This is a genomic window from Burkholderiaceae bacterium DAT-1 (genome assembly GCA_019084025.1).
GTDB lineage: Bacteria > Pseudomonadota > Gammaproteobacteria > Burkholderiales > Chitinimonadaceae > DAT-1.
Window position 1 is genome coordinate 538563 of sequence record JAHRBI010000001.1, and the last position, 22998, is coordinate 561560.

The following is a 22998-nucleotide window of genomic DNA, read 5'->3' on the forward strand; positions in this document are numbered from 1 at the left end:
GGAGGTAAATGGAGCCAATCAGAAATAGGCGTGACCCTGCCATGGCGAAACCGGTCCGGATCACGAGGGCGTAACTGTAGACGAGTAACCTAGAACTCAATGAGGACAGAAAAGGCCATTTGCAGGACACTTTCGGACGATCAGCAATGCGAGAGGAGAGTAAAGCTCATTTAAACAGCGTATAACAGCTCCCGACATATAAATACCACTTAAATACAACTGAATCTGTAAGCGACATTCTGGTCAGATCATGCGTACGAGGGAGCCGCCTGTGGAGATAGCCGGCAGAATGAGTGACAGGCTCGCCAAAGTCGTTCAAGATATCCGCTGATACAAATTGAAATAGTTTTGATGGCACCCGGATTATCATGGAAACAGATCAACGCAGGCACGCAACGATTGTCCCCACCATTGCGCGGGCGCTGCTTGCACAAATTGAGGCACAGGGTACGTCACCAGATCAGCTTTGCCGCGGACTGGGCTTCTCCTATCCGGATCTCCTGCATCACCACTTGCATCTCTCTTACGCGCAGGTACGAGAACTCATCGTCCGTTCGCAGCGCCTGATTCAGGATCCCGTACTCGGACTGATGGTTGGTATCCGCCAGATGCCTGTCTCATGGGGGGTGGCAGGCCTGATGATGCTCACGTGCGAAACGCTGGGAGAGGCCATGCTGAAAGGCATTTCCCATCAGGATGATGCCGGTACGCTGGTGAACCACATCGTGCATGAAATGGGCGCGGAGATGCATATCGAAGTGGTTCCCAGGCACATGGATCAACTGATCGAGACCTTCCTGATTGATGAGGCACTGGCAAGTGTGGTCTCGGTGGGTCGCTATCTGGCGGGCGCCGCTTTCAGTCCGCTTCGCGTGGACTTTGCCCTGCCCCGGCCAGGACAGGAGACTGCGTTCTCGCAGATACTGGGCTGTCCGGTACGCTTCGATACGGGAAGCAACCGGATCATTCTGGCCACGCACTGGCTGGAGACCAGATTACCCGGCTACGATCGCGTCACGTCCGGTGCAGTGCAGTCGCAATTGAGCACCTTACTTGCCAAACCAGCCGGTCGATATGATCTGGTCGAGACCGTCGCCAATCGTGTGCGGACAGAACAAGGCGCACTCCCGAAGCAGGTCGACATCGCGAGCATGGTGAATGTCAGCCCGCGCACACTTCGTCGCAGGCTGGGCGAGCAGGACACCAGTTATCGTTCACTTCGCGATAGCGCCCGCTATGCAAAAGCATGCGAACTGTTGCTGAACTCCGACGCCACCATCGCGGAAGTCGCAGAGCGGGTTGGCTATTCAGATGCCCGCGCCTTCAGGCGCGCCTTCAAACGCTGGTCAGGTGTCTTACCGACCGATTTCCGTGAACGCGAGGCCGGGTAACTTCCGCGCGCGCCTCAACCGCGCCTATCATCCCGCATCACTGTCTGATCCCCGCACCTTAGCTTCATGACAGGGCTGCCGCTCATGGGATATAGTCCTGAGTGCGGCCAGCAGACTGGCTCGCACTGACAGGAGCATGAAACTGGTACGCCTCATCCTCATCGAAGACGACCCTGATCTAGCCGATGCACTATGCATCAATCTGGAACGCAGCGGCTATGATGTCCTTCACGTCGCAGACGGCCTGATCGCCGAGGTCAAGCTATTGCGCGAGGAAGTAGATATCGCGGTGCTTGATCTGGGTCTGCCCGGACAGCATGGTCTCACCCTGCTGCGCCATATCCGTCCGCAGAAACCAGATTTACCCATCTTGATTCTGACTGCCTTTGAAGGCGTGGAAGACCGTGTGGCCGGACTGGATGCAGGCGCGGATGATTATCTGGTGAAGCCTTTCCAGTTTGTTGAACTGGAAGCCCGCCTCAAGGCACTCCTGCGCCGTACCCACAATACCTCGGCCAATCAGCTAAAAATGGGTCGCCTGAGACTGGATCGCGAAGGTCAGCGCGCGTGGATTGATGACAGCCCGCTCGACCTGTCCGCCCGCGAGCTGGCCGTCCTCGATATTCTGATGGTGCAGCACAAGCGCGTGGTGACCAAGGAGCAGATTGCCGCCGAGCTAGGAGGCGAGGATATTGGTGCCAATGCCATCGAAGTCTATGTCCACCGTCTGCGCAAGAAAATCGAACCTTCGGGTGTGGGCATCCGCACCGTACGCGGTCTAGGCTATCTGATCGAGCCCGCTGAAGATGCTGCTGCCCGGCCGTAAACCCTCGCTGCGCCGCCAGCTGCTGATCTGGCTGCTGGTGCCGCAACTGCTTCTGTGGCTGGCTGCAGCTGGCGTTTCCTATCAGGTGGCCGTCCGCCACGCCAATACCACACTCGACCAGAGTCTCGCGCAATCCAGCCGCGCCCTGTCCCGACAGGTTCAACCGCTAGGTGATGGCCTGTACATCGACTTCCCCAAGGCGGCACGGGCGATTCTCGAAGCTGACCCCAATGATCGTATTCATTACATGGTCAGTTCGCCGCCGGGGCAGTTTCTGCTGGGTGGTGAAAAGCTGCCGCCGCCGCCGGCTGGATCGCCTGTGGTATTTGGTCAGCCGGTATTTTATGACGGCCCAATGAACGGCAAGACCGTGCGGGTTGCCACCTTGTATGTCCCGATCGGCACGCCGGAGCATCCGCAAGTGATGATGGTGCAGGTGGCACGCAGTACCAGCGCCCGTACCGAAATGGCGCGAAACATCCTGATTGATACCGTCGCACCGCTTGCGTTACTGATGCTGGCCACCAGTGCCGTCGTGTGGGGGGGCGTGGCGCGTGGACTCTTGCCACTTGGCACCCTGAGAAAACAGGTAGAAAACCGTTCACCGCGCGATCTGGCCCCGCTGGAGCTGGATCATGCACCAGCCGAGGTCAAGGATCTGGCTAGCGCGCTGAACACGCTGCTGGCCGAAATCGACAAACAGGTGAGCGGCCAGAAGCGCTTCATCGCAGATGCCGCGCATCAGTTGCGCACACCGCTGGCGGGATTGAAATCGCAGACCGAAGTCGCCCGCTCCGAACTCGACTCGCCACACCCGGATCATCAGGTCATTCGCCAGCGAATTGACAGGCTGGAGCAATGTGCCGATCGCGGCATCCGCCTGGTTAACCAGTTGCTCGTGCTCGCCCGTGCCGAACCGGAAGCCCCGGTGATCCTCACAGAAGTCGATCTCACCGATCTACTGCGTGAACTGGGTCGCGAAATTGCACCAGTGGCACTGAAAAAGCATCTCGATATGGCCGTAGAAGGACTGGACTCACCGGTTCATATTGAAGGCAATGCCGGATTATTGCGCGAGCTGTTTGCCAATTTGCTGAACAACGCCGTGGCCTATACCCCTGCAGGCGGCGAAATCGTGCTGACACAGCAATGCGATGCGGAACAGGTTGTGGTAACCGTCAGCGATACAGGACCGGGTATCCCGCCGGAAGAGCGCGAAGCCGTATTCGAGCGCTTCTATCGCGGAGCCTTGCAGGCCAACTCGCTCGGATGCGGCCTGGGACTCCCCATCGCCCGCGAAATTGCCCGCCGCCATCACGCACGCATTGAACTCCGCGACAACCATCCGCACGGGCTGTTGATTTCTGTCAGCTTTCCGCGCACCACCCGAGCAACGCGCCGCTAACACGTGCAAATGGTCGAGACCGACCATTGCAGCGCATCATTTCTTACCTCAAACTTACAATTCCTATCAGGAAATTCTGCCATCCATGTACGTATAGTACACGGATGCAGACTGTGACCAAGCATACCTGTCTAGCTATACCGCTCATGCTGCCCTGCAACAAACCTCATTAAACACACGTGCATTTAGTCAAATATTTCAGTCACATCAATGCACTTCCCGTGTGATTTACGCCACAGAATTGTACGCGATCCAATTCCATCCCGCTAAAACCACTTGCTTTCATCATCTGACATCCATAGGATTCGCGAAAGTTTCACGTAAGGTTTTGCGTGATTACGAAAGAAACTTGTCAGATTAAGTCTGTAAGTCGAGTGTCCACACGATCACGAACTCCGTCGGGTACGTGCGGCACTCACCCCTCGCGGGGCAGGTGGCACTCACCTGCCGGCCACCCAGCCGGCATCAATCTACACGGAGAGGAGCAATATCAAGATGGCAACACCCAGCATGTTCGCGCATGGCGCTTTGCGTCGCAGTATCGCTCAGGCGGTGATGACAGCCTGTCTCGGCATGGCGGCTCTGTCCGCGTTTGCATCCGATGATGAAGGTGAATTCACAGGCTACCTGCGTGCAGGTGCCGGTACATCCTCGCATGGCGGCACCCAGAATTGTTACTACCTCGGCAATGGCAATGGACACGGCTATCGCCTGGGGAATGAATGCGACAGCTACACGGAATTCGGGTACTCCCGCACCATGGCCAAGGCAGATGATGGCGTGAAGCTGGTAGGCTACATCATGGTCAATGATTACTCCGGCGATTCCGCCTACTCCGGCAAACTCGGCATCTCGCAGATTTTCGTGCAGGCCAAGGGTCTGGACTGGCTCAATGGCGGTACTGCCTGGGTGGGTGAACGCTACTACGAGCGTCCGGATATCCACTGGATGGATCTGCAATACATCAACCTGAACGGCACCGGCGGCGGCTTCGACAATATCGGCACCGATCTAGGCGGCAAATTCAGCTACGCCATCTTCAAGGACAATGACACCAACAACATTGCTGGCACCTCGCTGAACAACTATTCCTTCAAGTCGTCGAACTCGGCTATCCGCAACAACTTCCTGTACCGTGGTCTGCCGGTGAATGCTGGTGGCACACTGGACTTGGCGGTGAGCCTGATTACTCCGAGCAGCCCGGATAATGGCGGTGCATCGCGCCATAGTGGCTACAGCCTGCACCTGTTCCATAATCAGGACGTAATGGGCGGCGGCAACACTTTCGGCGTCCAGTATGGCGTGGGCGCAGGTACGGGTCGCGGTGATCCGGGTACTTACACTGTGGCTACCCCGTGGACCGCCTTCGGTAGCAATGGCCCCTGCTGCAACCGTATGGGCGTATCCGGCTCGACCCTGCTCGGCTCGGACGATACCCGACTGCGCATCTTCGATGCCCTGTGGATTCAGCCGACCAAGGATTTCGGGGCAGGCTTCAACTACATCCATCAGGAAGACAAATCCCCCGTCTACGGTATCAATGGAGCCTCATCGGGCACCTCTAAATGGGATTCCTTCGGCATTCGTCCATCCTATGCCATCAATGAACATTTCAAGCTGCAAGGCCAGATCGGCATTGATCGCCTCAGCTATCCCGGTACGGATACCGAAAACCTGACGACCTTCACGATTGCGCCTACGATCTCGCTAGGCAAGGGTTTCTTTGATCGTCCGGAACTGCGCTTTTTTGTCACCCATGCCAAGTGGAACAACGCTGCAACGGCTAATATCAATGCCAACAACGCAAACAGCGTGGGTGCCCTCGGTATGGCGACATCGGGCACCTCCTTCGGCGTACAGGTGGAAGCCTGGTGGGGCAAGAACTGGTTCTAAAGTCTGGCCAGTTACTCAAACCGCTATCGAACTGATATGACGCTGGCGCGACCCTGCACAGGCAGGCGCGCCCTACTACAGAGTGTGCGGAAATGCCCGGACTCCCCGGATCAGGCGTCGGGCGTTTCCCCCAATCAGGATGCATGAACATGAAGACTCGTTTTTCCTTGCTGCCAGTCGCACTGGCAACCGCCGCGGCACTTTCCGTCTCCGCCCTGGCCGGTGAAGTTGAAGTCCTGCACTGGTGGACATCCGGTGGCGAAGCCCAGTCTGCCGCCGAACTGAAAAGCCTGATTCAGGGCAAGGGTCATACCTGGAAAGATTTCGCGGTGGCAGGTGGCGGCGGCGACAATGCCATGACCGTCCTCAAGACCCGTGTGGTATCCGGCAACCCACCGACTGCAGCCCAGGTGAAGGGTCCGGCGATTCAGGAATGGGGGGATGAAGGCGTACTGGCGAATCTGGATGCCGTCGCTAATGCCGAAAAATGGGACAGCCTGCTCCCGCCCGTGATCGCCAATATCATGAAATACCGGGGTCACTATGTCGCCGTGCCGGTGAACGTCCATCGCGTCAACTGGATGTGGATTAACCCGGCCGTATTCGCCAAGGCGGGCGTCAAGCCGCCGAAGACATGGGATGAATTCCCGGCCATCGCCGAAAAAATCCAGAAGGCAGGCTTTATTCCCGTTGCACACGGCGGCCAGCCCTGGCAAGACGATACCCTGTTCGAATCCATCGCCCTCGGTATCGGTGGCGCGGACTACTACAAGAAGGCCTTTATCAAGCTGGACCCTGCCACACTGGGTAGCGCCACCACGCTGAAGGCATTCGAGACCCTGCGCACCGTCCGCAAGTATATGGACAAGGACATGCCGAACCGCGACTGGAATCTGGCTACCGGCATGGTGATCAATGGTAAGGCCGCCATGCAGTTCATGGGCGACTGGGCCAAGGGTGAATTCACCGCTGCACGCAAGGTGGCTGGCAAGGATTATCAGTGTCTGGCTGCACCGGGCACCGACAATGCCTTCACCTTCAATGTCGATTCTTTCATTGTCTTCTCCCAGAAGGACAAGGGTTCCAAGGCGGTGAACGACTTTGCACAAACCGTGATGGCGCCGCAATTCCAGGAATCGTTCAATCTGCGCAAGGGCTCGATCCCGGTGCGCATGCACCTGAACATGGACAAGTTTGACGACTGCGCCAAGCGTTCCGAAGCCGACTTCGTCGCCACCAGCAAGTCGGGCGGCCTCGTACCCTCCTTCGCGCATGAAATGGCCATGTCTTCTGCCGTGAAGGGTGCGGTGCAGGATCTGGTCTCCCAGTTCATGAACTCCAATATGACGCCGAAGGATGCTGTCGCCAAGCTGCTGATTGCAGCCAAGGCCAAGTAATTCCACATCGGTAACAGGCAGCTGGGCCGGACGCTTGTCCGGTCCCGCTGTGCACCTTCCTGCATCGCAAAGGATTATTCATGTCTGCACCGCGCCAGAGCGCGGCTGCACGCTCGCTGGGACGTTTTTCCGATCTGGTTCTGCCCAAGCTGGTCATCGCACCGACTGTGCTTGCCTGCCTGATTGGTTTTTATGGTTTCATCGGGTGGACAGCCTGGCTTTCATTCACCAATTCGCGCCTGCTGCCCCGCTATGAGTGGGCTGGCCTGATCCAGTACGAACGTCTGTTTGCCGACGAACGCTGGTGGCACTCCATGCAGAATCTGGCCGTATTTGGCGGCTTGTTCGTGGGGATCAGTCTGGTGCTCGGCTTGCTGATGGCCGTGCTGCTCGACCAGAAAATCCGTGGCGAAGGCTATCTGCGCACTATCTATCTCTACCCGATGGCGCTGAGCTTTATCGTCACCGGTACAGCCTGGAAATGGATCCTGAATCCGGGACTGGGTCTGGAAAAAGTGATGCATGATCTGGGCTGGACCCGCTTCAACTTCGACTGGATTGTGAATCCGGACTACGCGATTTATACCGTGGTTCTGGCTGGTGTCTGGCAATCATCCGGCTTTGTGATGGCGCTCTTCCTCGCGGGTCTGCGCGGGGTGGATGAATCCATCATCAAGGCGGCACAGATTGATGGTGCATCGCTGCCACGCATCTACCTGCGCATCATTATTCCCAGCCTGCGCCCTGTGTTTCTGTCGGCTTTCATGATCCTGACGCATATCGCGGTCAAGAGCTTCGATCTGGTCATGGCCCTCACAGGCGGCGGCCCCGGTTTTGCCACCGACCTGCCCTCTATCTACATGTACCAGCACGGTTTCACACGTGGCCAGCTCGGACTGGGCGCAGCGAGCGCCATGATGATGCTGTTCACGGCCTGCGCCATTGTCATGCCCCTGCTGTATTCCGAATTAAGGAGCGACAAGCGTGCCTAATTCATCCTCCCCAAACACTTCACTCAGTTTTGCTCGTGGCCTGATCTACACCGTACTCCTGATCATGGCGGTGTGGTATCTCGCACCGCTGTACGTGATGCTGACCACCAGCTTTAAATCGCTGGACGAAATTCACACTGGTAATCTGCTGGCTCTACCGCATGTGTTCAGTCTGGAAGCCTGGCAAACTGCCTGGCAGGGCGACTGTGCGGGTGGCGACTGCAGCAGCGCCGGCATGCAGGGCTATTTCCTCAACAGCCTGAAGATGATGATCCCGGCCGTACTGATCTCGACTTTGCTGGGTGCATTCAATGGCTACGTGCTGTCGATGTGGCGCTTCAAAGGCTCGGATACCTTTTTCATGGCGCTGCTGATCGGTACTTTCCTGCCGTTTCAGGTGGTGATTCTGCCGATGTCGCAAGTGCTGGCCATGCTGGGGCTGGAAAATAGCACTGGTCGACTGGTACTGGTACACGTGATCTACGGCTTACAGTTCACCACGCTGTTTTTCCGCAATTACTACATCACCATGCCAAGTGAGCTGGTCAGTGCGGCGCGCATCGATGGTGCCGGATTCATGCGGATTTTCTTCCGGATTCTGCTGCCATTATCGGTGCCCACCATCATGGTCTGCCTGATCTGGCAGGTGACCCAGATCTGGAACGATTTCCTGTTCGGGGTGGTGTTTTCCTCGGGTGAACAGCAGCCCATCACGGTCGGCCTCAATAATCTGGTCAATACCTCGACAGGGGTCAAACACTACAACGTGGACATGGCCGCCGCGATCATCGCCGCCATTCCGACCCTGTTCGTCTATGCCATCGGCAGCAAATATTTCGTACGCGGGCTCACGGCCGGCGCAGTAAAGGGATAACGCATCATGGGCGCATTAAGCATCCGCAATGTCAAAAAGAGCTATGGCGACACCCATATCCTCAAGGGCATCAATATCGAGATCGAAAAGGGCCAGTTCCTGATTCTGGTGGGTCCGTCCGGCTGCGGTAAATCCACGCTGCTGAATATGATTGCTGGTCTCGATGACATCACTTCCGGCGAGATCGCCATCGGCGACAAGGTCGTCAATCACCTGTCGCCCAAGGATCGCGATATTGCCATGGTGTTCCAGAGCTACGCGCTCTATCCGAACATGACCGTGCGCAAGAACATCGCCTTTGGTCTGGAAATCCGCAAGGTGCCGAAGCACGAGCAGGACGAGATCATCAGCCGCGTGGCCAAAACGCTGCAGATCGAACACCTACTGGATCGCAAGCCGCAGCAGCTCTCCGGCGGCCAGCGCCAGCGCGTGGCCATGGGGCGCGCACTTGCCCGCAATCCCACGCTGTTCCTGTTTGATGAGCCGCTGTCGAATCTCGATGCCAAACTGCGCGTAGAAATGCGCTCCGAGATCAAACTGCTGCACCAGCGCCTCGGCACCACCATCGTCTATGTCACCCACGACCAGATCGAAGCGATGACGCTGGGCGACCGGATTGCGGTGATGAAGGATGGCGAGGTGAAGCAGTTCGGCTCGCCACAGGAAATCTACGACGAGCCGGCCAATCTCTATGTAGCCGGATTTATTGGCTCGCCCGCCATGAATTTTATTCCCTGCGAGCTGGGTGAAGCCAATGGTCAGGCGACTGTCACCTTGCAGAGCGCCAGCGCCAGCCATGTCATTCAGGTCGGCCCGATGACAGATGCGCGCCGTGCTTTCCTCGGCAAACGCGTGATTCTGGGCATCCGTCCGGAACAGCTCACCGACCTTGGCAGCGCCCGCCACGATCATCCGGATCTGCAGCAACTGGACATCCGCGTGGAGATTCAGGAGCCCACCGGCCCGGATACCCTGGTCACCACCGAAGTAAACGGCGTGCGCATCGTGGCCCGCTGCCATCCCAAAGCAGCAGCACAACCCGGCGAATCCATGCGCATCGCCCTTGATGCAGGCAAGGCGCTGCTCTTTGATCCTGAAAGCGAAAACCGTCTGCCCTGATTCATGGCATCAGGGTGGCAACCCTTCCAGTCCGTAGGGGTATTGACAGGGCGAACCTTTAGTTCGCCCTTTTTTTATTGTCCTTGAATCCAGATGACGATGGATATCCGTCCAAGCGAATAACCAGACACTTTCGTCAGGCGCTTCAGGAGGAAAAGACGTCATGCAAAACCACGCTCACGGCCGCCATCATTCCCTCATTCATGCCAGCTTAGCCAGTCTGCTTCTGCTAATCGGCACCGGACTGGCCGCAGCAGCCCCCCAATCTGCGCTCGCCGCCGATCAAGCCGCAATTGACGCCAGCGCTCTGGGCAAATCCATCGTCGATCACATCAACCGTGATACACCCGATGCCATGCGGCTCTGGGCACCCAAGCTCTTTTCGGATGCCATGGATGCAGGAGATCGGGCCGATGCAATCAAGCGCCTTGTCGCATCCGTGCGCGAAAGTGGCGGGCTGGATATTCTGGAGTCGGGCAGCGCCCCGGGACAACCCGGCGTGGCAATGCTAGAGGTCAAAAGTCGTCGCACTGGCAAGCAGGCGATGATGATTCTGACGGCAGACGAGAAGCGGGCTGGCACCTTGATAGGCGCAGATCTGGTGCCAATGGAGGATCCTGCACGCTACGCAAACTGGCCAGCCGCCCTCTCATCGCTGCACCAGCTACCTGACCTCATCGATCCGGTGCTTGCCTCACTGGTAAAAGACAAAGAATTTTCCGGATGTATCACGGTATCAAACGGCAAAGAAGCAGTTTACAACGCATGCCGGGGCCTCGCTGATCGCAATCAAGGTACCCCAGTCGGGCAGCAGACGCGCTTCCACATTGGCTCCATGAACAAAATGTTTACGGCTGTCGCCATTGCCCAGCTCGTCGAGGCGGGAAAACTGTCGTGGCATGCCTCGGTGGCAGATGTTCTCCCCGACTATCCCGATCAAGCTACCGCCCGCAAAATGACGGTGTGGCAGCTGTTGCATCATACGGCAGGGTTGGGCGATTACTTTGTGCCGGAATTTTTTGCCCATCGCGAACAATTCGTGAATCCTGCTGACTATCTGCCCCTCATCGCCAAACAGACGCGCGTAGGCGAACCTGGCGAGCAATGGATCTACAGCAATGCCGGCTACATTCTGCTTGGCCGCATCATCGAGCGTCTGACTGACCAGTCTTACTTCGATTACATACAGGCCCATATATTCGCCCCTGCCGGCATGAGCGCCAGCGGCTACGACAGCCAGGAAGATATCACCCCTGATCTGGCTGTCGGCTATTTCCATGAGACACCGTTCTCGACAAGCTGGAAGGCCAACTGGATGACCCTGCCGTTCAAAGGCAGTCCGGCGGGCGGCGGATACTCGAATAATGCGGATTTGTTGCGATTTGCTGCTGCACTCAAGCATGGCAAGCTGATTCAGTCGCACACGCTGACCCAGATGTTTGATAATCAGGTCCCGGCGGGCCCCGGTGGATATGCGGCAGGATTTGGCGACCGCGAACATGCGGGGCGCCACATCCGGGGACATGCAGGCGGTGCCCCCGGCATGACTGCGAATCTGGCAATGGTCTGGGGGACCGGCCTTTCCGTCGCCATCACCAGCAATCAAGGTGATGACCAGGAAACGATGATACTGGCCGAACGCATTGCTGACGTACTGGCAGCCTCTCCGCTGTCTGCTCGATAAATCTGCATCACAAGCTCACGAATCGAATTGGAACCCACATCATGAATAGCGAATTTTCGCCCGAATTCATTTTGATCCCTGCAGTGGTCATGCTCGCCCCCGTGCTGATCTTGCTGATCGTCATGCATTTCCGCACCAGGCGCGCCCAAGCCCGTTATCAACTCTTGCTGCAACTTGCCGACAAAGGGGTGGAACTTCCGCTGCAGCTCATCACAGAACCCGAAGTCGCATTCTGCGAACGCCGCCGCGGTATCGTGCTGATCAGTAGTGGTCTGGGCATGATGGCGATGCTACTGAGCCTGCCCGTCCACACGGGAGAAGGCGACACACTGCGTTCATTCTGGGGAATCGGACTGCTGCCACTGATGACGGGTGCAGGCTATCTCGTCAGCTGGTGGCTCAATCAGCGCGAGCGTAGCCGTGACTGATCCCATCTCGGAAGCGCATATTGACCGGGCACTGGTGGCAAGGGCGCTTCTGAATGATCAACGCGCATTTGAACAGTTATTGCGTCGGCATCAAGGCATGGTTCGTGCCCAGCTACGCCGACTCGCCGGTGGAAACGATGCGCTGGCAGACGATCTGGCACAAGAAACCTTTCTCACCGCCTGGCGCAAGCTTGATCAATTCAGAGGCGATGCCCGTTTCTCAACTTGGCTATACCGCATTGCATATACCAGCTTCATCGATGTTGTACGCAAGCAACCGGCCGCACACCACGAAGTAGATGAGGCTGCGCTATCAGACCTGGCCGCTCCGACGCACTCCGCCGATCTCCAGTTCGATGTGCAGCGAGCCATGAGCAGATTATCCGGAGGCGAACAGGCCGTGTTATTGCATTGCACCCAACTCGGACTTAGCCACGAGGAAACGGCGTATGTGCTGGACATGCCGCTTGGCACTGTCAAAACCCATGCTACACGGGGTAAAGCCAAACTGAGAGCCTTGCTCGCAGCCTGGAACGAAACCGGCAAACAGGAGCAACATGATGCATGAAACTCAAGAAGATCCGATTGAGGCCCTGCTGCGCATGCAGTTTGACGGTCCCGTCGCAGACGATGGGTTCACCGACCGGGTGATGCAACAGCTGCCCCGTCAGCGCCGCAGCCGGTGGCCTATTTATCTTGGTCTGACGCTGGGTACGCTCCTTTGTCTGTCCACGTTGCTGATATGGACACCCTTCGATTCATTGCACTGGCCCCAAAATGGAGGATCACTGACCGCATGCACGCTGGCATGGCTATGCACCTCGCTCGTATTCAGCCTGCTCTCACTGTGGTGGGGACTTTACGAAAGCGGGGACCGGTAATCGACACAGCCATGTAGTTGCTTTTACATCACCTTCACCTGCGCAGCGGCACGCTTTCTGCCGCTGCCCCTTTCGTTTTTACACCGCTTTTACACCTGTCGGCATACAACTGCATCACCACCAGACGCAACTGGTGGCGTCCATTCACCCGAATGGTCCTGTTAAAAGAACAATTCACTCAGGAGATGCATCGTGGATTTCTTTCACGAATACGGCTGGTACCTCATCACCATTGCCGCGATCCTTTTCATTCTGGTCGGCTTTCGCTGGATCCTGTGGCTCTTCGGCGTCGTTATCGTGCCGGACGACAGTATCGGCGTGGTCACCAAAAAATTCGTCCTGTTCGGTGCCAACCGGCAGCTTCCGGATGGCCGCATCATCGCACTCAACGGCGAGGCAGGCTTTCAGGCCGATACCTTGCCGCCGGGCATGCATGTCGCTCTGTGGCCATGGCAATACTCGGTCGAACTGGTGAAGTTTTTCACCGTGCCGCCCGGCCAGATCGGGTTGGTGGAATCGTGTGATGGTGCAGCGCTACCCAGCGGCCGCATCGTTGCCCGCCACACAGCCTGCGATGCCTTTCAGGATGCCCGTGCCTTTCTGCAGAATGGCGGCGAACGCGGCCCGCAGATGACCGTCATCCCGCCCGGCACCTACCGGATCAACCCGCTGCTGTTTACCGTCACCTTATCCGACGCGCTCAGCATCCCGCCCGGTAAAGTGGGCGTCGTCGAAGCACGCGACGGCACACCATTGCCCAGCGGCCGAGTGCTGGCGCGTCAGGTGGCGTGTGATTCCTTTCAGGATGCCAGCGCCTTTATCGACAACGGTGGCGAGCGTGGCCCGCAAATGGCCCTGATTCCGCCCGGTACCTATCGCATCAATCCGCTGCTGTTTGATGTGCAACTCGATGATGTCGTGGACATTCCCGACAACAAGATCGGTATCGTCACTACCCGTGAAGGCACAGCGCTTGCCACTGGCGAAATCGCGGGCCCGGCAGTAGACGGCCATAATATGTACCAGAATCCGCAGGCCTTTATCGACCATGGCGGCTGCAAGGGTTTGCAGGAACAGGTTTTGCTGGCCGGTCGCTACTTCATCAATCCACGCTTTGCCACCATCGAAATCGTCGAGATGATCGAAGTGCCGATTGCCCATGTCGGCGTGGTGATTGCTTATGTAGGTCGCGAAGGCCGCGATGTCACAGGTGAATCGTTCCGCCATGGCAATCTGGTCAGCAAGGGTGAAAAAGGCGTGTGGGTCGACCCGCTTGATCCGGGCAAATACCCGATCAATCCGTACACCCATAAAGTCACCAATGTACCCACCGCCAACGTCGTACTGAACTGGGCAACCGGCAAAACCGAAGCGCACAAGCTCGATGCCAATCTGTCGACCATTTCGGTACGCTCGGCCGACGGCTTCAAGTTCAACCTGGATGTCTCGCAGATTATCCATACTCCGCGTAACGATGCGCCCAAGGTGATTGCCCGCTTTGGCAGCATGCAGGCGCTGGTGACACAGGTTCTGGAGCCGACCATTGGCAACTACTTCCGCAATGCCGCGCAAAATTCGGACATCATCGACTTCCTGAAAAACCGTTCGACCCGTCAGGATGAAGCACGTCAGGCCATCTCGACAGCGCTACAGGAATACAACGTCGGCGCCGTCGATACCCTGATCGGCGATATTGTGCCACCGGATCAGCTGATGAAAACCCTGACCGACCGCAAACTGGCCGAGCAGGAGCGCGTGACCTATGAAACCCAGCGTCAGGCTCAGGTCGTGAAGCAGGAGCTGGAACAAGCCACGGCACTCGCCGCTACGCAGGCCAAGGTGGTGGATGCCGAACGGCAAGTAGCCATTGCCGAATTCAATGCCAAGGCTAACGTGAAGTCTGCCGAAGGTCAGGCGCAGGCCAAGAAGATCAATGCCGATGCCGACGCCACCGTGATCCGCGCCGTCGGTGAAGCCGAAGCTGCCAAGACGCAGGCGGTGGGTGGTGCCGAGGCCGAAGTCATTAAACTGAAAATCGCGTCGATGGAATCCAGCAACTATGCCATGGTGCAAGTCGCCGAGGCGCTCGCCAAGGCCGGGGTGAAGCTGGTGCCGGATATTGTGGCGGGTGGCGGTGCAACAGGCGGTGGACTGGTGGATGTGCTGCTGGGGAATTTGATTCGCGACGGGATGCATCAGCCGCGCCCGGCTCAAACCGACAAGGTGTAACGCCCCTCACTAAGACGATGCATGTCTAACGCATGCGGTCGCAGAAACTCAGGTCAGCCCGTAGTGGCTGGCCTGATTTTTTCCGACTGTCTACGGTTTCCCCACAAAGTTACCAATTGGTAGTATTATTTACCAGTAAGTATTTCATTCATTTCAGGGGACGTTGCATGCTACCTATTCGCCGTTTGCTGTTGATCACCATTGCGTGCCTGCTCGCCGCCTGCACCATTCAACCGCCGCCCGGCATCACGCCGGTAACCGGATTTGATGTCCAGCGCTATAGCGGTAAATGGTACGAGATTCTGAGGCTGGATAATCGTTTCGAGCGTGATCTCAGTGATGTCAGCGCCACCTATACACTGCGCGCGAACGGCGATGTCGGCGTGCTGAATCGGGGCTACAACACCACCACGGGTCGCTGGGATCAGGCAGACGGCCATGCTAAATTCAATGGTGACCCACGCATTGCCTCGCTCAAAGTATCGTTCTTCGACCCTTTCTACGGCGGTTACCATGTTGTGGCGCTCGACCCCGACTACCGCTGGGCAATGGTCGCGGGCAATGATCGCAGTTATCTGTGGATACTCGCCCGTGACAAGCAATTACCAGCCGAAGTGATCGACACGCTGCGCAAGCAAGCCGGTCAACTTGGTTTCGATACGTCGCGCCTCATTCAGGTCGGGCACACACGCAGCGACGGCTGATTCATGGCAACCAGACTCAATCCTAAAAAGCTACTGCGCAGCAAATGGACTACACGCATGCCGGTAAACAAGGAAAAGCATTTTCTTGTTACCCGCATCGTGCAGCCTGACGATCCCGATGCACCAATCACCCACGTCGAACTAGAGGCGATTTACAGTGGCCGAACCCGCGTCATCGAATGGAAGTCATTGCTGGAAGAGACGGTCTGGCATCAGGGTTGGCGTTAGCAGGACGGCAACGATACGCCGCCCCTAATCCTCTCCGTCCTCACCTTCCTCGCCCGGCACATATTCCAGAATTTCGCCGGGCTGGCATTGCAGGTATTCGCAGATGCGGGCAAGGGTGGAAAAACGAATGCCGCGCACTTTCCCGCTTTTCAGTAGCGACAAATTCTGTTCGGTAATTCCCACATGTGCCGCCAGTTCGCGCGAGCGAATCTTGCGGTGGGCCAGCATCACATCCAGACGAACGATAATGGGCATCAGATAATCCGTCCATGGTCGTCGGCAATGGTATAGGCAGCCGCGAGAATGCGCGACAGCAGCCAGAATACGGTGCCGACCAGCAAGAGCCTGAGCGAGCCACTGTCAATCGAGAAGCCTGCCAATCCGCCCACCAGTGGTACCACCATATCGACCGCCTCGCGCAGCACCATGCACAGCGCAAACGCCGACAGATGATCAGCCGCACGACGGCTGAATAGATCGCCCGCTTCGTAACCCAGCAGCAGCGCACTCAAGCGCAACAGGCCATAGCCCACAATGGCAAGATCCAGACTCATGTAGAGCCACATGAGCGGTGGATGCCCCACTAGCCCGCCTGTTTGCGCCATCCCCACTCCGATGGTCGCCACGCCGCCCGCCATCGCGCCCTGCAGCTGCGTCTGCCCGGCCCATAAAGTCCAGCTGAATAGCCCCCAGACCAGCGTGCCGCCTGCCAATGCCAGCATCACCAGCCATCGCAATAGCCTTGCAAGCCGTCGTACCTGTATTTGCTCTGCAGAAATGTCCATGACAGCCATTTTTTACTGTTTGATAAGAAGTTTTCTGAGCGTATCACGCATTACATTCATTCCGCAATATCCGTTTATCTGTGTATTTACAGCCATTTTTTATTCTTGTAGATTTACTATTTATTGTTTTACGATAATTTAGCACATGAACGGAAGACGACTCATGCGCCACATACCACCCGATCTGAAAGGCAGACATCATGAAGTCATCCTCCCCCCTCCGCTGGACGCTGTGCGGACTGCTCGCCATCACAGGCATCGTCCATGCCGACCCTCAAGCCGATGCAATCCTTGCGCAAGCCCGTCAGGCAAGCGGCGGCAAAGCCTGGGACACGTTGAACAGCCTGGAAATGGAAGCCAGTGCGCAATCGAGCGCCATGGGCCAGTTCGCCTATCGCATCAAGGTGTCGCTAACCACTGCACCGCGCGAAATTGCGCAGATTGAGATGGGCCCCCTTCACGTCTCCTGGGCATGGGATGGTCAGCAGGGCTGGAACACCGATCCCGCCGGTAGCGTGCAGATGCTGCAACAACCTGCAGAGATCAAGGAGCGACGGACAGCCGTATTCGGCGATGCCTATGGCTACTTCTTCACCGACCGGATTCCTTCCGAACGCCGCTATCTCGGCAAGCGCACCATCCAGCACACCGCATACGATGTCGTCAGTGTCACGCCAGCCGGCGGCGCGGCAATTGAGCTGCTGGTCAATGAGCGTACCCATCTGATCGAAGGCCAGATCGGCACTATCGGTGAACCCATTCAGCGTCAGCGCTTCAGCGATTTCCGCACCGTAAACGGCATGCTGGTGCCATTTCAAATCGAGTCATTGAATGCAGCCAATGACACGCCACTTGATCGCACCACAGTGAAAGCCTATCGCCCGAATGTCGCCGTCAGCGATGCCGATTTTGCGGCCCCCACACAGCCAGCTCGCACCGCTGACCAGGGCACAAAGTGATCGTCATGATCACGCTGGCACACAAGGAAGACCAATATGTTCAAGACTCACCTCAGCGCGCCCCTATTTACGGTACTGATGCTACTGCTCTGTATCGCAACACCGGTTGGTGCGGTAGAAACATCCGCTTCTGTCCATGACTACATCGAGCTCCGTAAACGTGAAGCACAGCCCTCCCATGGCACCGTCGTGTTTGAAAATGGTGCACGGGAAACGCTGGATACATGGGATCAGGTGATCGCCGATATTGGCAAGGACATGACGACTTTTGCTTACAACCGTCCCGGCTACGGCAAGAGTCCGGAAACCAGTGACCCACGGGATGGCCGGACCATTGTCGACGCGCTTCGTCTGCGCTTGCAGCAGCAAGGGCTCAAGCCCCCTTATCTACTGGTAGGGCACTCCATGGGCGGCCTGTATATGCAACTGTTTGCGCGCCTCTACCCGCAGGAAGTCAGAGGCGTTGTGTTGGTCGATTCGCTGTATCCGGGCATCATTAAACGCCCCGAGGAATTTCCGCTTTACACGCGCATCGGCAAGCAGCTTTTCCTGAGCCGGACGGTAGCACGCGAGATTGACGAAATTCATCACACCGGCGAAATGGTACTGGGCCTGCCCTCGCCCGATGAAATTCCGATGATCCGCTTGATCAACATACCCAAATCGCGCGGTGCGATTGGCGTGGATTTTGGGGTGGTCAATGATGATCCGCACACCATCGCCCGGGTGAAGCAGATGTACCCTCGGGCACGCACCATTATTGTCGATTCAGACCACCGGATTCAGTCAGCCAATCCGGAAAAAGTGACTGCAGCCATTCGGGAGATCATGGCCAACGAGTGGCCCGGAAATAGCTGAAGAATCTGCCATCACGATCGCTGATGGCGAAATCAGCCTCGCTTCTCCCGAGGATTGCTACTTTGTCTGCATGCCGGTGAAAGTGCGTGAATTCGCGTCAAGTACGCTCGACGAGTGCCTTAATCTTTGCTGCTTTTTCAAAGTGATCCAGTCGATTAGTCAGAATCCACCAGGTGGCAGCTTCCATCAGCAATTCAGGATCGTCATTCTTGTTCTTGAAAAAGGCATAGAACGACAGCCCAACATCCGCCCCCTTTGCAGCCATTTTTTCATGACAGACCTGTACGATATGCTGCTTGAGTGCGTGTCTCATAGGCTTTGTGTGAAATGTTCGGGTTGAAGTAAATAATCTGCCAGTTACAGACGGTCGGCTGAGGCGCTGCATGGCGATCGTCCGCGGCCAGCCTCTCAGATGGTAGTCAGCGACTCGAATCCGGGGGCGCTGTTCATTGGCACGATTATGCCTCTAAACTGTGCTCCCAGTTTTTCGACCACTCCCGCAATGGTGAAAGCAGGCTCATTAATTCATTTCCACACGCTGTGATCCTGTACCCCTCATCAGCAAGCATAATGAGCCCCGCTTCTCGCAGCTCTTTGATCCGGGTGTTGAGCACACTCGATGACATATTCCCGCAGCATGCTTGAAGCTCACGAAATGAGGATGGCTTCGCGTTTACTTCCCATAAAATTCGCATAGCCCAGCGCCGACCTAGCAGGTCAAACAAGGCCATAAGCGGTTGGCCGGATGTCGAGCCTCTGACCGGAACGCCAGGAATGGGGGTTGCCATAAAGTGCTTGCGCTTCGAATTTAGAAGCGATATTGTGCCGCACCTTCAAACAACATGCAAATGGGTAGAGCATATGTTTCTTGTCAATTTTGAGTTCACGAGCTCATTAGAGCAGGTTGATCTGTTTGTTTCTGCTCATCGCGCACATCTATCCAAATTTTACGATAGCGGTGAACTGCTGCTTGGCGGGCGGAAAGTCCCTCGAACGGGCGGTATCATCTTGTCTCGCCATCATTCCATAGAAGACGTGAAACGCGTGTTTGATACAGACCCGATGGTCTGCGCTGGCGTGGCAAAATATTCGCTGATTGAATTTCAGCCAGTGATGATGGCAGAAGCACTAACGGGGTTGATTTAGCGGCTTATTCGAGCAATAGCCTTGACGCTTCATCGCTCACGCCTTGCCTGCGCTGAATGTCGCTCAACATGGATGTTTAACCACAGGTAAGCTAGTCGGTCAGGAGCAGGTGGTGGATAGATGCCCTGCATTGCAGTCATACGACTTCACCCCCTAAAAAGTAGCCTGTGCTTTTGTGCAATCCACCATTATTCACTGAGTCTATTGTTATACTGACGCAGCTCAGACAAGATCGAGGCGTGGCGCGGGTTTGAAGGGTATCATCCGACGCTCTTATAATAATGCTATGACTGACCGATGGGTCATTGTATTTGATGTTAGCCCTCTTGGATAAGACATGGATCTACCAAAGTTCAAATATCATCCTAATCCAATTGCAACTGGCGCGATCGTCTCGACCAATGAGAGCTGCGAGTGTTGCGGCAAAGCAAGAGGGTATAAATATAGCTCGGTGTTGTATGCCACTGAAGAGGTGGAAGTGATATGTCCATGGTGTATCTCTGATGGAAGCGCGGCGCGGAAATATGATGGGCAGTTTTTGGATGACTATCCTTTACGCCGAGGCAACCTTCCGGAAAGCGTAATTGAAGAAGTATGCGAAAGAACGCCTGGCTATAATTCGTGGCAACAACAAATTTGGCAATCGCATTGCGGCGATGCCTGTGAGTTTCATGGCGATGCTTCAATTGAAGAGGTCGCGGGAATATCAGGGGATCTACTTGCGGAGCTTGTTTCAAGGGAAGGAATTAAGGCGGAGCACTGGCCTCGTATCCGGGATAACTATGCGCCAGGTGGAGGCATATCAATATTCAAATTTGTTTGCCGGCACTGTGGAAGTCCGGTCTATAGTCTGGACTTCTCATGAATAACCGTCGGGCTAACTAATCGTTCAACAGGACGTCGTCGCCGTGCCGGCGCCGCCGCCTGTTAACTCAGACGTTAACATTCACGCCCTCCAAACTCGCACTGCCGGACAGTACCCTAGAGATCGAAAATTTCCCGATTCGCCCCACTAACCGGCAGCAATACACTCATTTGCTGCCGTTTTCAGTCCATCACCCCAAAGTCAGCCCAGGCCAAGCACCAGTCAAAATCCAATTTCATAAAACGTCATCGCGTACTTCAGCCTCCAAACAAAAAGAGGCCACGCATTTACGCAGTGACCTCTTTGCCCGGCGACAGTAAGTCACCGCCCGACGAACCTTATTACCTGTCGTCAATAATCCACCAAAGCCCCTTATTCCACGGTCACCGACTTGGCCAAGTTACGTGGTTTATCGACATCCGTCCCACGTGCCAGCGCCGTGTGATAGGCCAGCAACTGCACCGGAATCGAGTGCACAACCGGCGACAGCGCGCCCACATGCCGTGGCGCGCGAATCACGTGCACGCCATCGCTTTCGCCAAAGTGGCTGTCCAGATCGGCGAACACAAACAGTTCGCCTCCACGCGCGCGGACTTCCTGCATATTGGACTTCACTTTTTCCAGCAGGGTGTCGTTTGGCGCAATCACCACCACCGGCATATCAGTATCCACCAGCGCCAGCGGGCCATGCTTCAGCTCGCCGGCCGCATAGGCTTCGGCGTGGATATAGGTGATTTCCTTCAGCTTCAGCGCGCCTTCCAGTGCGATTGGATAATGCTCGCCACGTCCCAGGAACAGGGCATGGTGTTTCTTGGCAAATTGAACCGCCCAGCTTGCCACTTGCGGCTCCAGATTCAGGGCGTGCTGCACGCTGCCCGGCAACTGACGCAGATCGTCCAGATAAGCAGCTTCGTCAGCTGCATTCACCTTGCCGCGCTGCTTGCCCAGCGTCACCGCCAGTGCAAACAGAGCAACCAGCTGGGTGGTAAACGCCTTGGTTGATGCAACGCCAATTTCCGCACCGGCACGGGTATAGAACACCATCTTGCTGGCACGCGGAATCGCCGATTCGCGCACATTGCAGATCGACAAGGTGATGTTGTGGCCGAGTGATTGCGCGTATTTCAGCGCTTCCATGGTATCCAGCGTCTCGCCGGATTGCGAAATGGTCACCAGCAGGTGCTTCGGGTTCGCCACCACATCGCGATAGCGGTATTCGCTGGCGATCTCGACCTGACACGGAATACGGGCAATACGCTCGATCCAGTAGCGCGCCACCGATGCGGCATAGTAGCTGGTGCCGCAGGCCAGAATCTGCACACCTTCCACTTGTGAGAGCAAGCCGCCTTCCACATCGCCAAACAGCGAGGGCACAAACCCATCATCGAGAATCTGCTCGATGGTATCGGCCAGCGCCTTCGGCTGTTCGTGGATTTCCTTCTGCATGAAATGGCTGTACGGGCCCAGCTCCAGCGATGCCAGCGAGACATCGGACACATGCACCGCACGCTCGGCTGCCTGACCCGATTTGTCCAGCAGTGTCATGCTGTCGGCGGTCAGTCGCGCGACATCGCCCTCCTCCATGAAAATCACGCGGCGGGTAGCGGCAATGACAGCAGAGACATCGGATGCAATGAAATGCTCGCCCTCGCCAATGCCAATCAGCAATGGGCAGCCCATGCGTGCGCACACCAGTACGCCAGGTTCATTCTCGCTCATCACGCCAATGGCGTAGGCACCGTGCAATTCCTGCACTGCCTTTTGTACGGCGGTGAACAGGTCGGGGCTATCCTTCAGGCAGTGATTCACCAGATGGGCAATCACTTCGGTATCGGTTTGCGAGGTAAATTCGTAACCCAGCCCCTTGAGACGCTGGCGTTGCTCGTCATGGTTTTCGATGATGCCGTTATGCACCACCGCCACGCCTTGCGAAATATGCGGATGCGCGTTCGGCTCGGTCACGCCACCATGCGTCGCCCAACGGGTATGGCCAATCCCTTGCAGACCTTGAATATGCTCGGACTGTGCAGCAGCTTCCATCTCGGCCACTCGACCCACGCGGCGTACACGCTGAATGCCATCATTGAGCACCGCAATCCCCGAAGAGTCATAACCACGATATTCCAGTCGTTTCAGCCCATCGATCAGATGAGCCACGACATCGCGCTTGGCGACCGCACCGACAATTCCGCACATATTTATTCCATTCGCATATCAAGTTCTGACAATTAAAAGTGTACGTCATATTTTGTATGAAGTGACCATATTTTCAGCCCATATTGAACACCTACAAAATATGCATTTGTCATTTACATCTCAATGAAAAAAGCCCTG

24 protein-coding genes are annotated in these 22998 nt (G+C 56.4%); 19 read left to right on the plus strand and 5 right to left on the minus strand.

Annotated features, from left to right (window positions below; all coding sequences use genetic code 11):
* Positions 1-368 precede the first annotated feature (368 nt).
* The 15 genes from KSF73_02500 (at position 369) to KSF73_02570 (ending at position 16051) form a co-directional block, all read left to right on the plus strand.
* A complete protein-coding gene (locus KSF73_02500; GenBank protein MBV1774579.1) occupies positions 369-1391 on the plus strand; it encodes an AraC family transcriptional regulator in 1023 nt (340 codons plus the stop codon).
* 136 nt (positions 1392-1527) lie between these two features.
* Entirely contained in the window at positions 1528-2217 is a 690-nt protein-coding gene (locus KSF73_02505) for a response regulator transcription factor (GenBank protein MBV1774580.1), read from the plus strand.
* Positions 2198-3622, plus strand: coding sequence for a sensor histidine kinase (locus KSF73_02510; protein ID MBV1774581.1), 1425 nt, complete (start codon positions 2198-2200; stop codon positions 3620-3622). The genes KSF73_02505 and KSF73_02510 overlap by 20 nt, the downstream gene beginning before the upstream one ends.
* Positions 3623-4132: 510 nt before the next feature.
* On the plus strand, positions 4133-5515 hold the full coding sequence (locus KSF73_02515; GenBank protein MBV1774582.1) for a carbohydrate porin: 1383 nt from the start codon (positions 4133-4135) through the stop codon (positions 5513-5515).
* A 149-nt stretch (positions 5516-5664) separates the two neighbouring features.
* On the plus strand, positions 5665-6912 hold the full coding sequence (locus tag KSF73_02520) for an ABC transporter substrate-binding protein (GenBank protein MBV1774583.1): 1248 nt from the start codon (positions 5665-5667) through the stop codon (positions 6910-6912).
* 80 nt (positions 6913-6992) lie between these two features.
* On the plus strand, positions 6993-7904 hold the full coding sequence (locus tag KSF73_02525) for a sugar ABC transporter permease (GenBank protein ID MBV1774584.1): 912 nt from the start codon (positions 6993-6995) through the stop codon (positions 7902-7904).
* A gap of 64 nt (positions 7905-7968) precedes the next feature.
* Positions 7969-8778, plus strand: a complete 810-nt coding sequence (locus KSF73_02530; GenBank protein MBV1774585.1) for a carbohydrate ABC transporter permease — start codon at positions 7969-7971, stop codon at positions 8776-8778.
* A 6-nt stretch (positions 8779-8784) separates the two neighbouring features.
* Complete coding sequence (gene ugpC / locus KSF73_02535; protein MBV1774586.1) at positions 8785-9897, plus strand: sn-glycerol-3-phosphate ABC transporter ATP-binding protein UgpC; 1113 nt, start codon at positions 8785-8787, stop codon at positions 9895-9897.
* Between the two features lie 163 nt (positions 9898-10060).
* Complete coding sequence (locus KSF73_02540; GenBank protein MBV1774587.1) at positions 10061-11581, plus strand: beta-lactamase family protein; 1521 nt, start codon at positions 10061-10063, stop codon at positions 11579-11581.
* A gap of 41 nt (positions 11582-11622) precedes the next feature.
* A complete protein-coding gene (locus KSF73_02545; GenBank protein MBV1774588.1) occupies positions 11623-12009 on the plus strand; it encodes a hypothetical protein in 387 nt (128 codons plus the stop codon).
* Positions 12002-12577, plus strand: a complete 576-nt coding sequence (locus tag KSF73_02550) for a sigma-70 family RNA polymerase sigma factor (GenBank protein MBV1774589.1) — start codon at positions 12002-12004, stop codon at positions 12575-12577. The genes KSF73_02545 and KSF73_02550 overlap by 8 nt, the downstream gene beginning before the upstream one ends.
* A complete protein-coding gene (locus KSF73_02555; protein MBV1774590.1) occupies positions 12570-12890 on the plus strand; it encodes a DUF5056 domain-containing protein in 321 nt (106 codons plus the stop codon). The genes KSF73_02550 and KSF73_02555 overlap by 8 nt, the downstream gene beginning before the upstream one ends.
* A gap of 192 nt (positions 12891-13082) precedes the next feature.
* Positions 13083-15119 carry a hypothetical protein gene (locus KSF73_02560; GenBank protein MBV1774591.1) on the plus strand — a complete coding sequence of 679 codons (2037 nt, stop codon included), beginning with the start codon at positions 13083-13085 and terminating at the stop codon, positions 15117-15119.
* A 176-nt stretch (positions 15120-15295) separates the two neighbouring features.
* Positions 15296-15823, plus strand: a complete 528-nt coding sequence (locus KSF73_02565) for a lipocalin family protein (protein MBV1774592.1) — start codon at positions 15296-15298, stop codon at positions 15821-15823.
* Between the two features lie 3 nt (positions 15824-15826).
* A complete protein-coding gene (locus tag KSF73_02570) occupies positions 15827-16051 on the plus strand; it encodes a TIGR02450 family Trp-rich protein (protein MBV1774593.1) in 225 nt (74 codons plus the stop codon).
* A gap of 24 nt (positions 16052-16075) precedes the next feature.
* On the opposite strand, the gene KSF73_02575 is transcribed toward KSF73_02570, so the two are convergent.
* The gene (locus KSF73_02575; GenBank protein ID MBV1774594.1) at positions 16076-16306 is read right to left on the minus strand and encodes a helix-turn-helix transcriptional regulator; all 231 of its coding nucleotides are present in this window, start codon (positions 16304-16306) and stop codon (positions 16076-16078) included.
* On the minus strand, positions 16306-16836 hold the full coding sequence (locus KSF73_02580) for a hypothetical protein (protein ID MBV1774595.1): 531 nt from the start codon (positions 16834-16836) through the stop codon (positions 16306-16308). The genes KSF73_02575 and KSF73_02580 overlap by 1 nt, the downstream gene beginning before the upstream one ends.
* A 200-nt stretch (positions 16837-17036) precedes the next feature.
* Between KSF73_02580 and KSF73_02585 the strand changes: the two genes are divergently transcribed.
* Positions 17037-17795, plus strand: a complete 759-nt coding sequence (locus KSF73_02585) for a hypothetical protein (GenBank protein MBV1774596.1) — start codon at positions 17037-17039, stop codon at positions 17793-17795.
* A gap of 36 nt (positions 17796-17831) precedes the next feature.
* Positions 17832-18653 (plus strand): alpha/beta hydrolase, encoded by an 822-nt coding sequence (locus tag KSF73_02590; GenBank protein MBV1774597.1) that lies wholly within the window; start codon positions 17832-17834, stop codon positions 18651-18653.
* A gap of 97 nt (positions 18654-18750) precedes the next feature.
* On the opposite strand, the gene KSF73_02595 is transcribed toward KSF73_02590, so the two are convergent.
* Positions 18751-18966 carry a hypothetical protein gene (locus KSF73_02595; GenBank protein ID MBV1774598.1) on the minus strand — a complete coding sequence of 72 codons (216 nt, stop codon included), beginning with the start codon at positions 18964-18966 and terminating at the stop codon, positions 18751-18753.
* Between the two features lie 145 nt (positions 18967-19111).
* Positions 19112-19441, minus strand: a complete 330-nt coding sequence (locus tag KSF73_02600; protein ID MBV1774599.1) for a helix-turn-helix transcriptional regulator — start codon at positions 19439-19441, stop codon at positions 19112-19114.
* 73 nt (positions 19442-19514) lie between these two features.
* Here KSF73_02600 and KSF73_02605 point away from each other — a divergent pair, with 73 nt between their 5' ends.
* Both KSF73_02605 and KSF73_02610 read left to right on the plus strand, forming a co-directional pair.
* Positions 19515-19799 carry a GTP cyclohydrolase gene (locus tag KSF73_02605; protein MBV1774600.1) on the plus strand — a complete coding sequence of 95 codons (285 nt, stop codon included), beginning with the start codon at positions 19515-19517 and terminating at the stop codon, positions 19797-19799.
* Between the two features lie 337 nt (positions 19800-20136).
* Complete coding sequence (locus KSF73_02610; protein ID MBV1774601.1) at positions 20137-20664, plus strand: CbrC family protein; 528 nt, start codon at positions 20137-20139, stop codon at positions 20662-20664.
* 372 nt (positions 20665-21036) lie between these two features.
* Here the strand turns inward: KSF73_02610 and glmS are convergent, their stop codons facing one another.
* Positions 21037-22860 carry a glutamine--fructose-6-phosphate transaminase (isomerizing) gene (gene glmS, locus KSF73_02615; GenBank protein MBV1774602.1) on the minus strand — a complete coding sequence of 608 codons (1824 nt, stop codon included), beginning with the start codon at positions 22858-22860 and terminating at the stop codon, positions 21037-21039.
* Between the last annotated feature and the right edge of the window lie 138 nt (positions 22861-22998).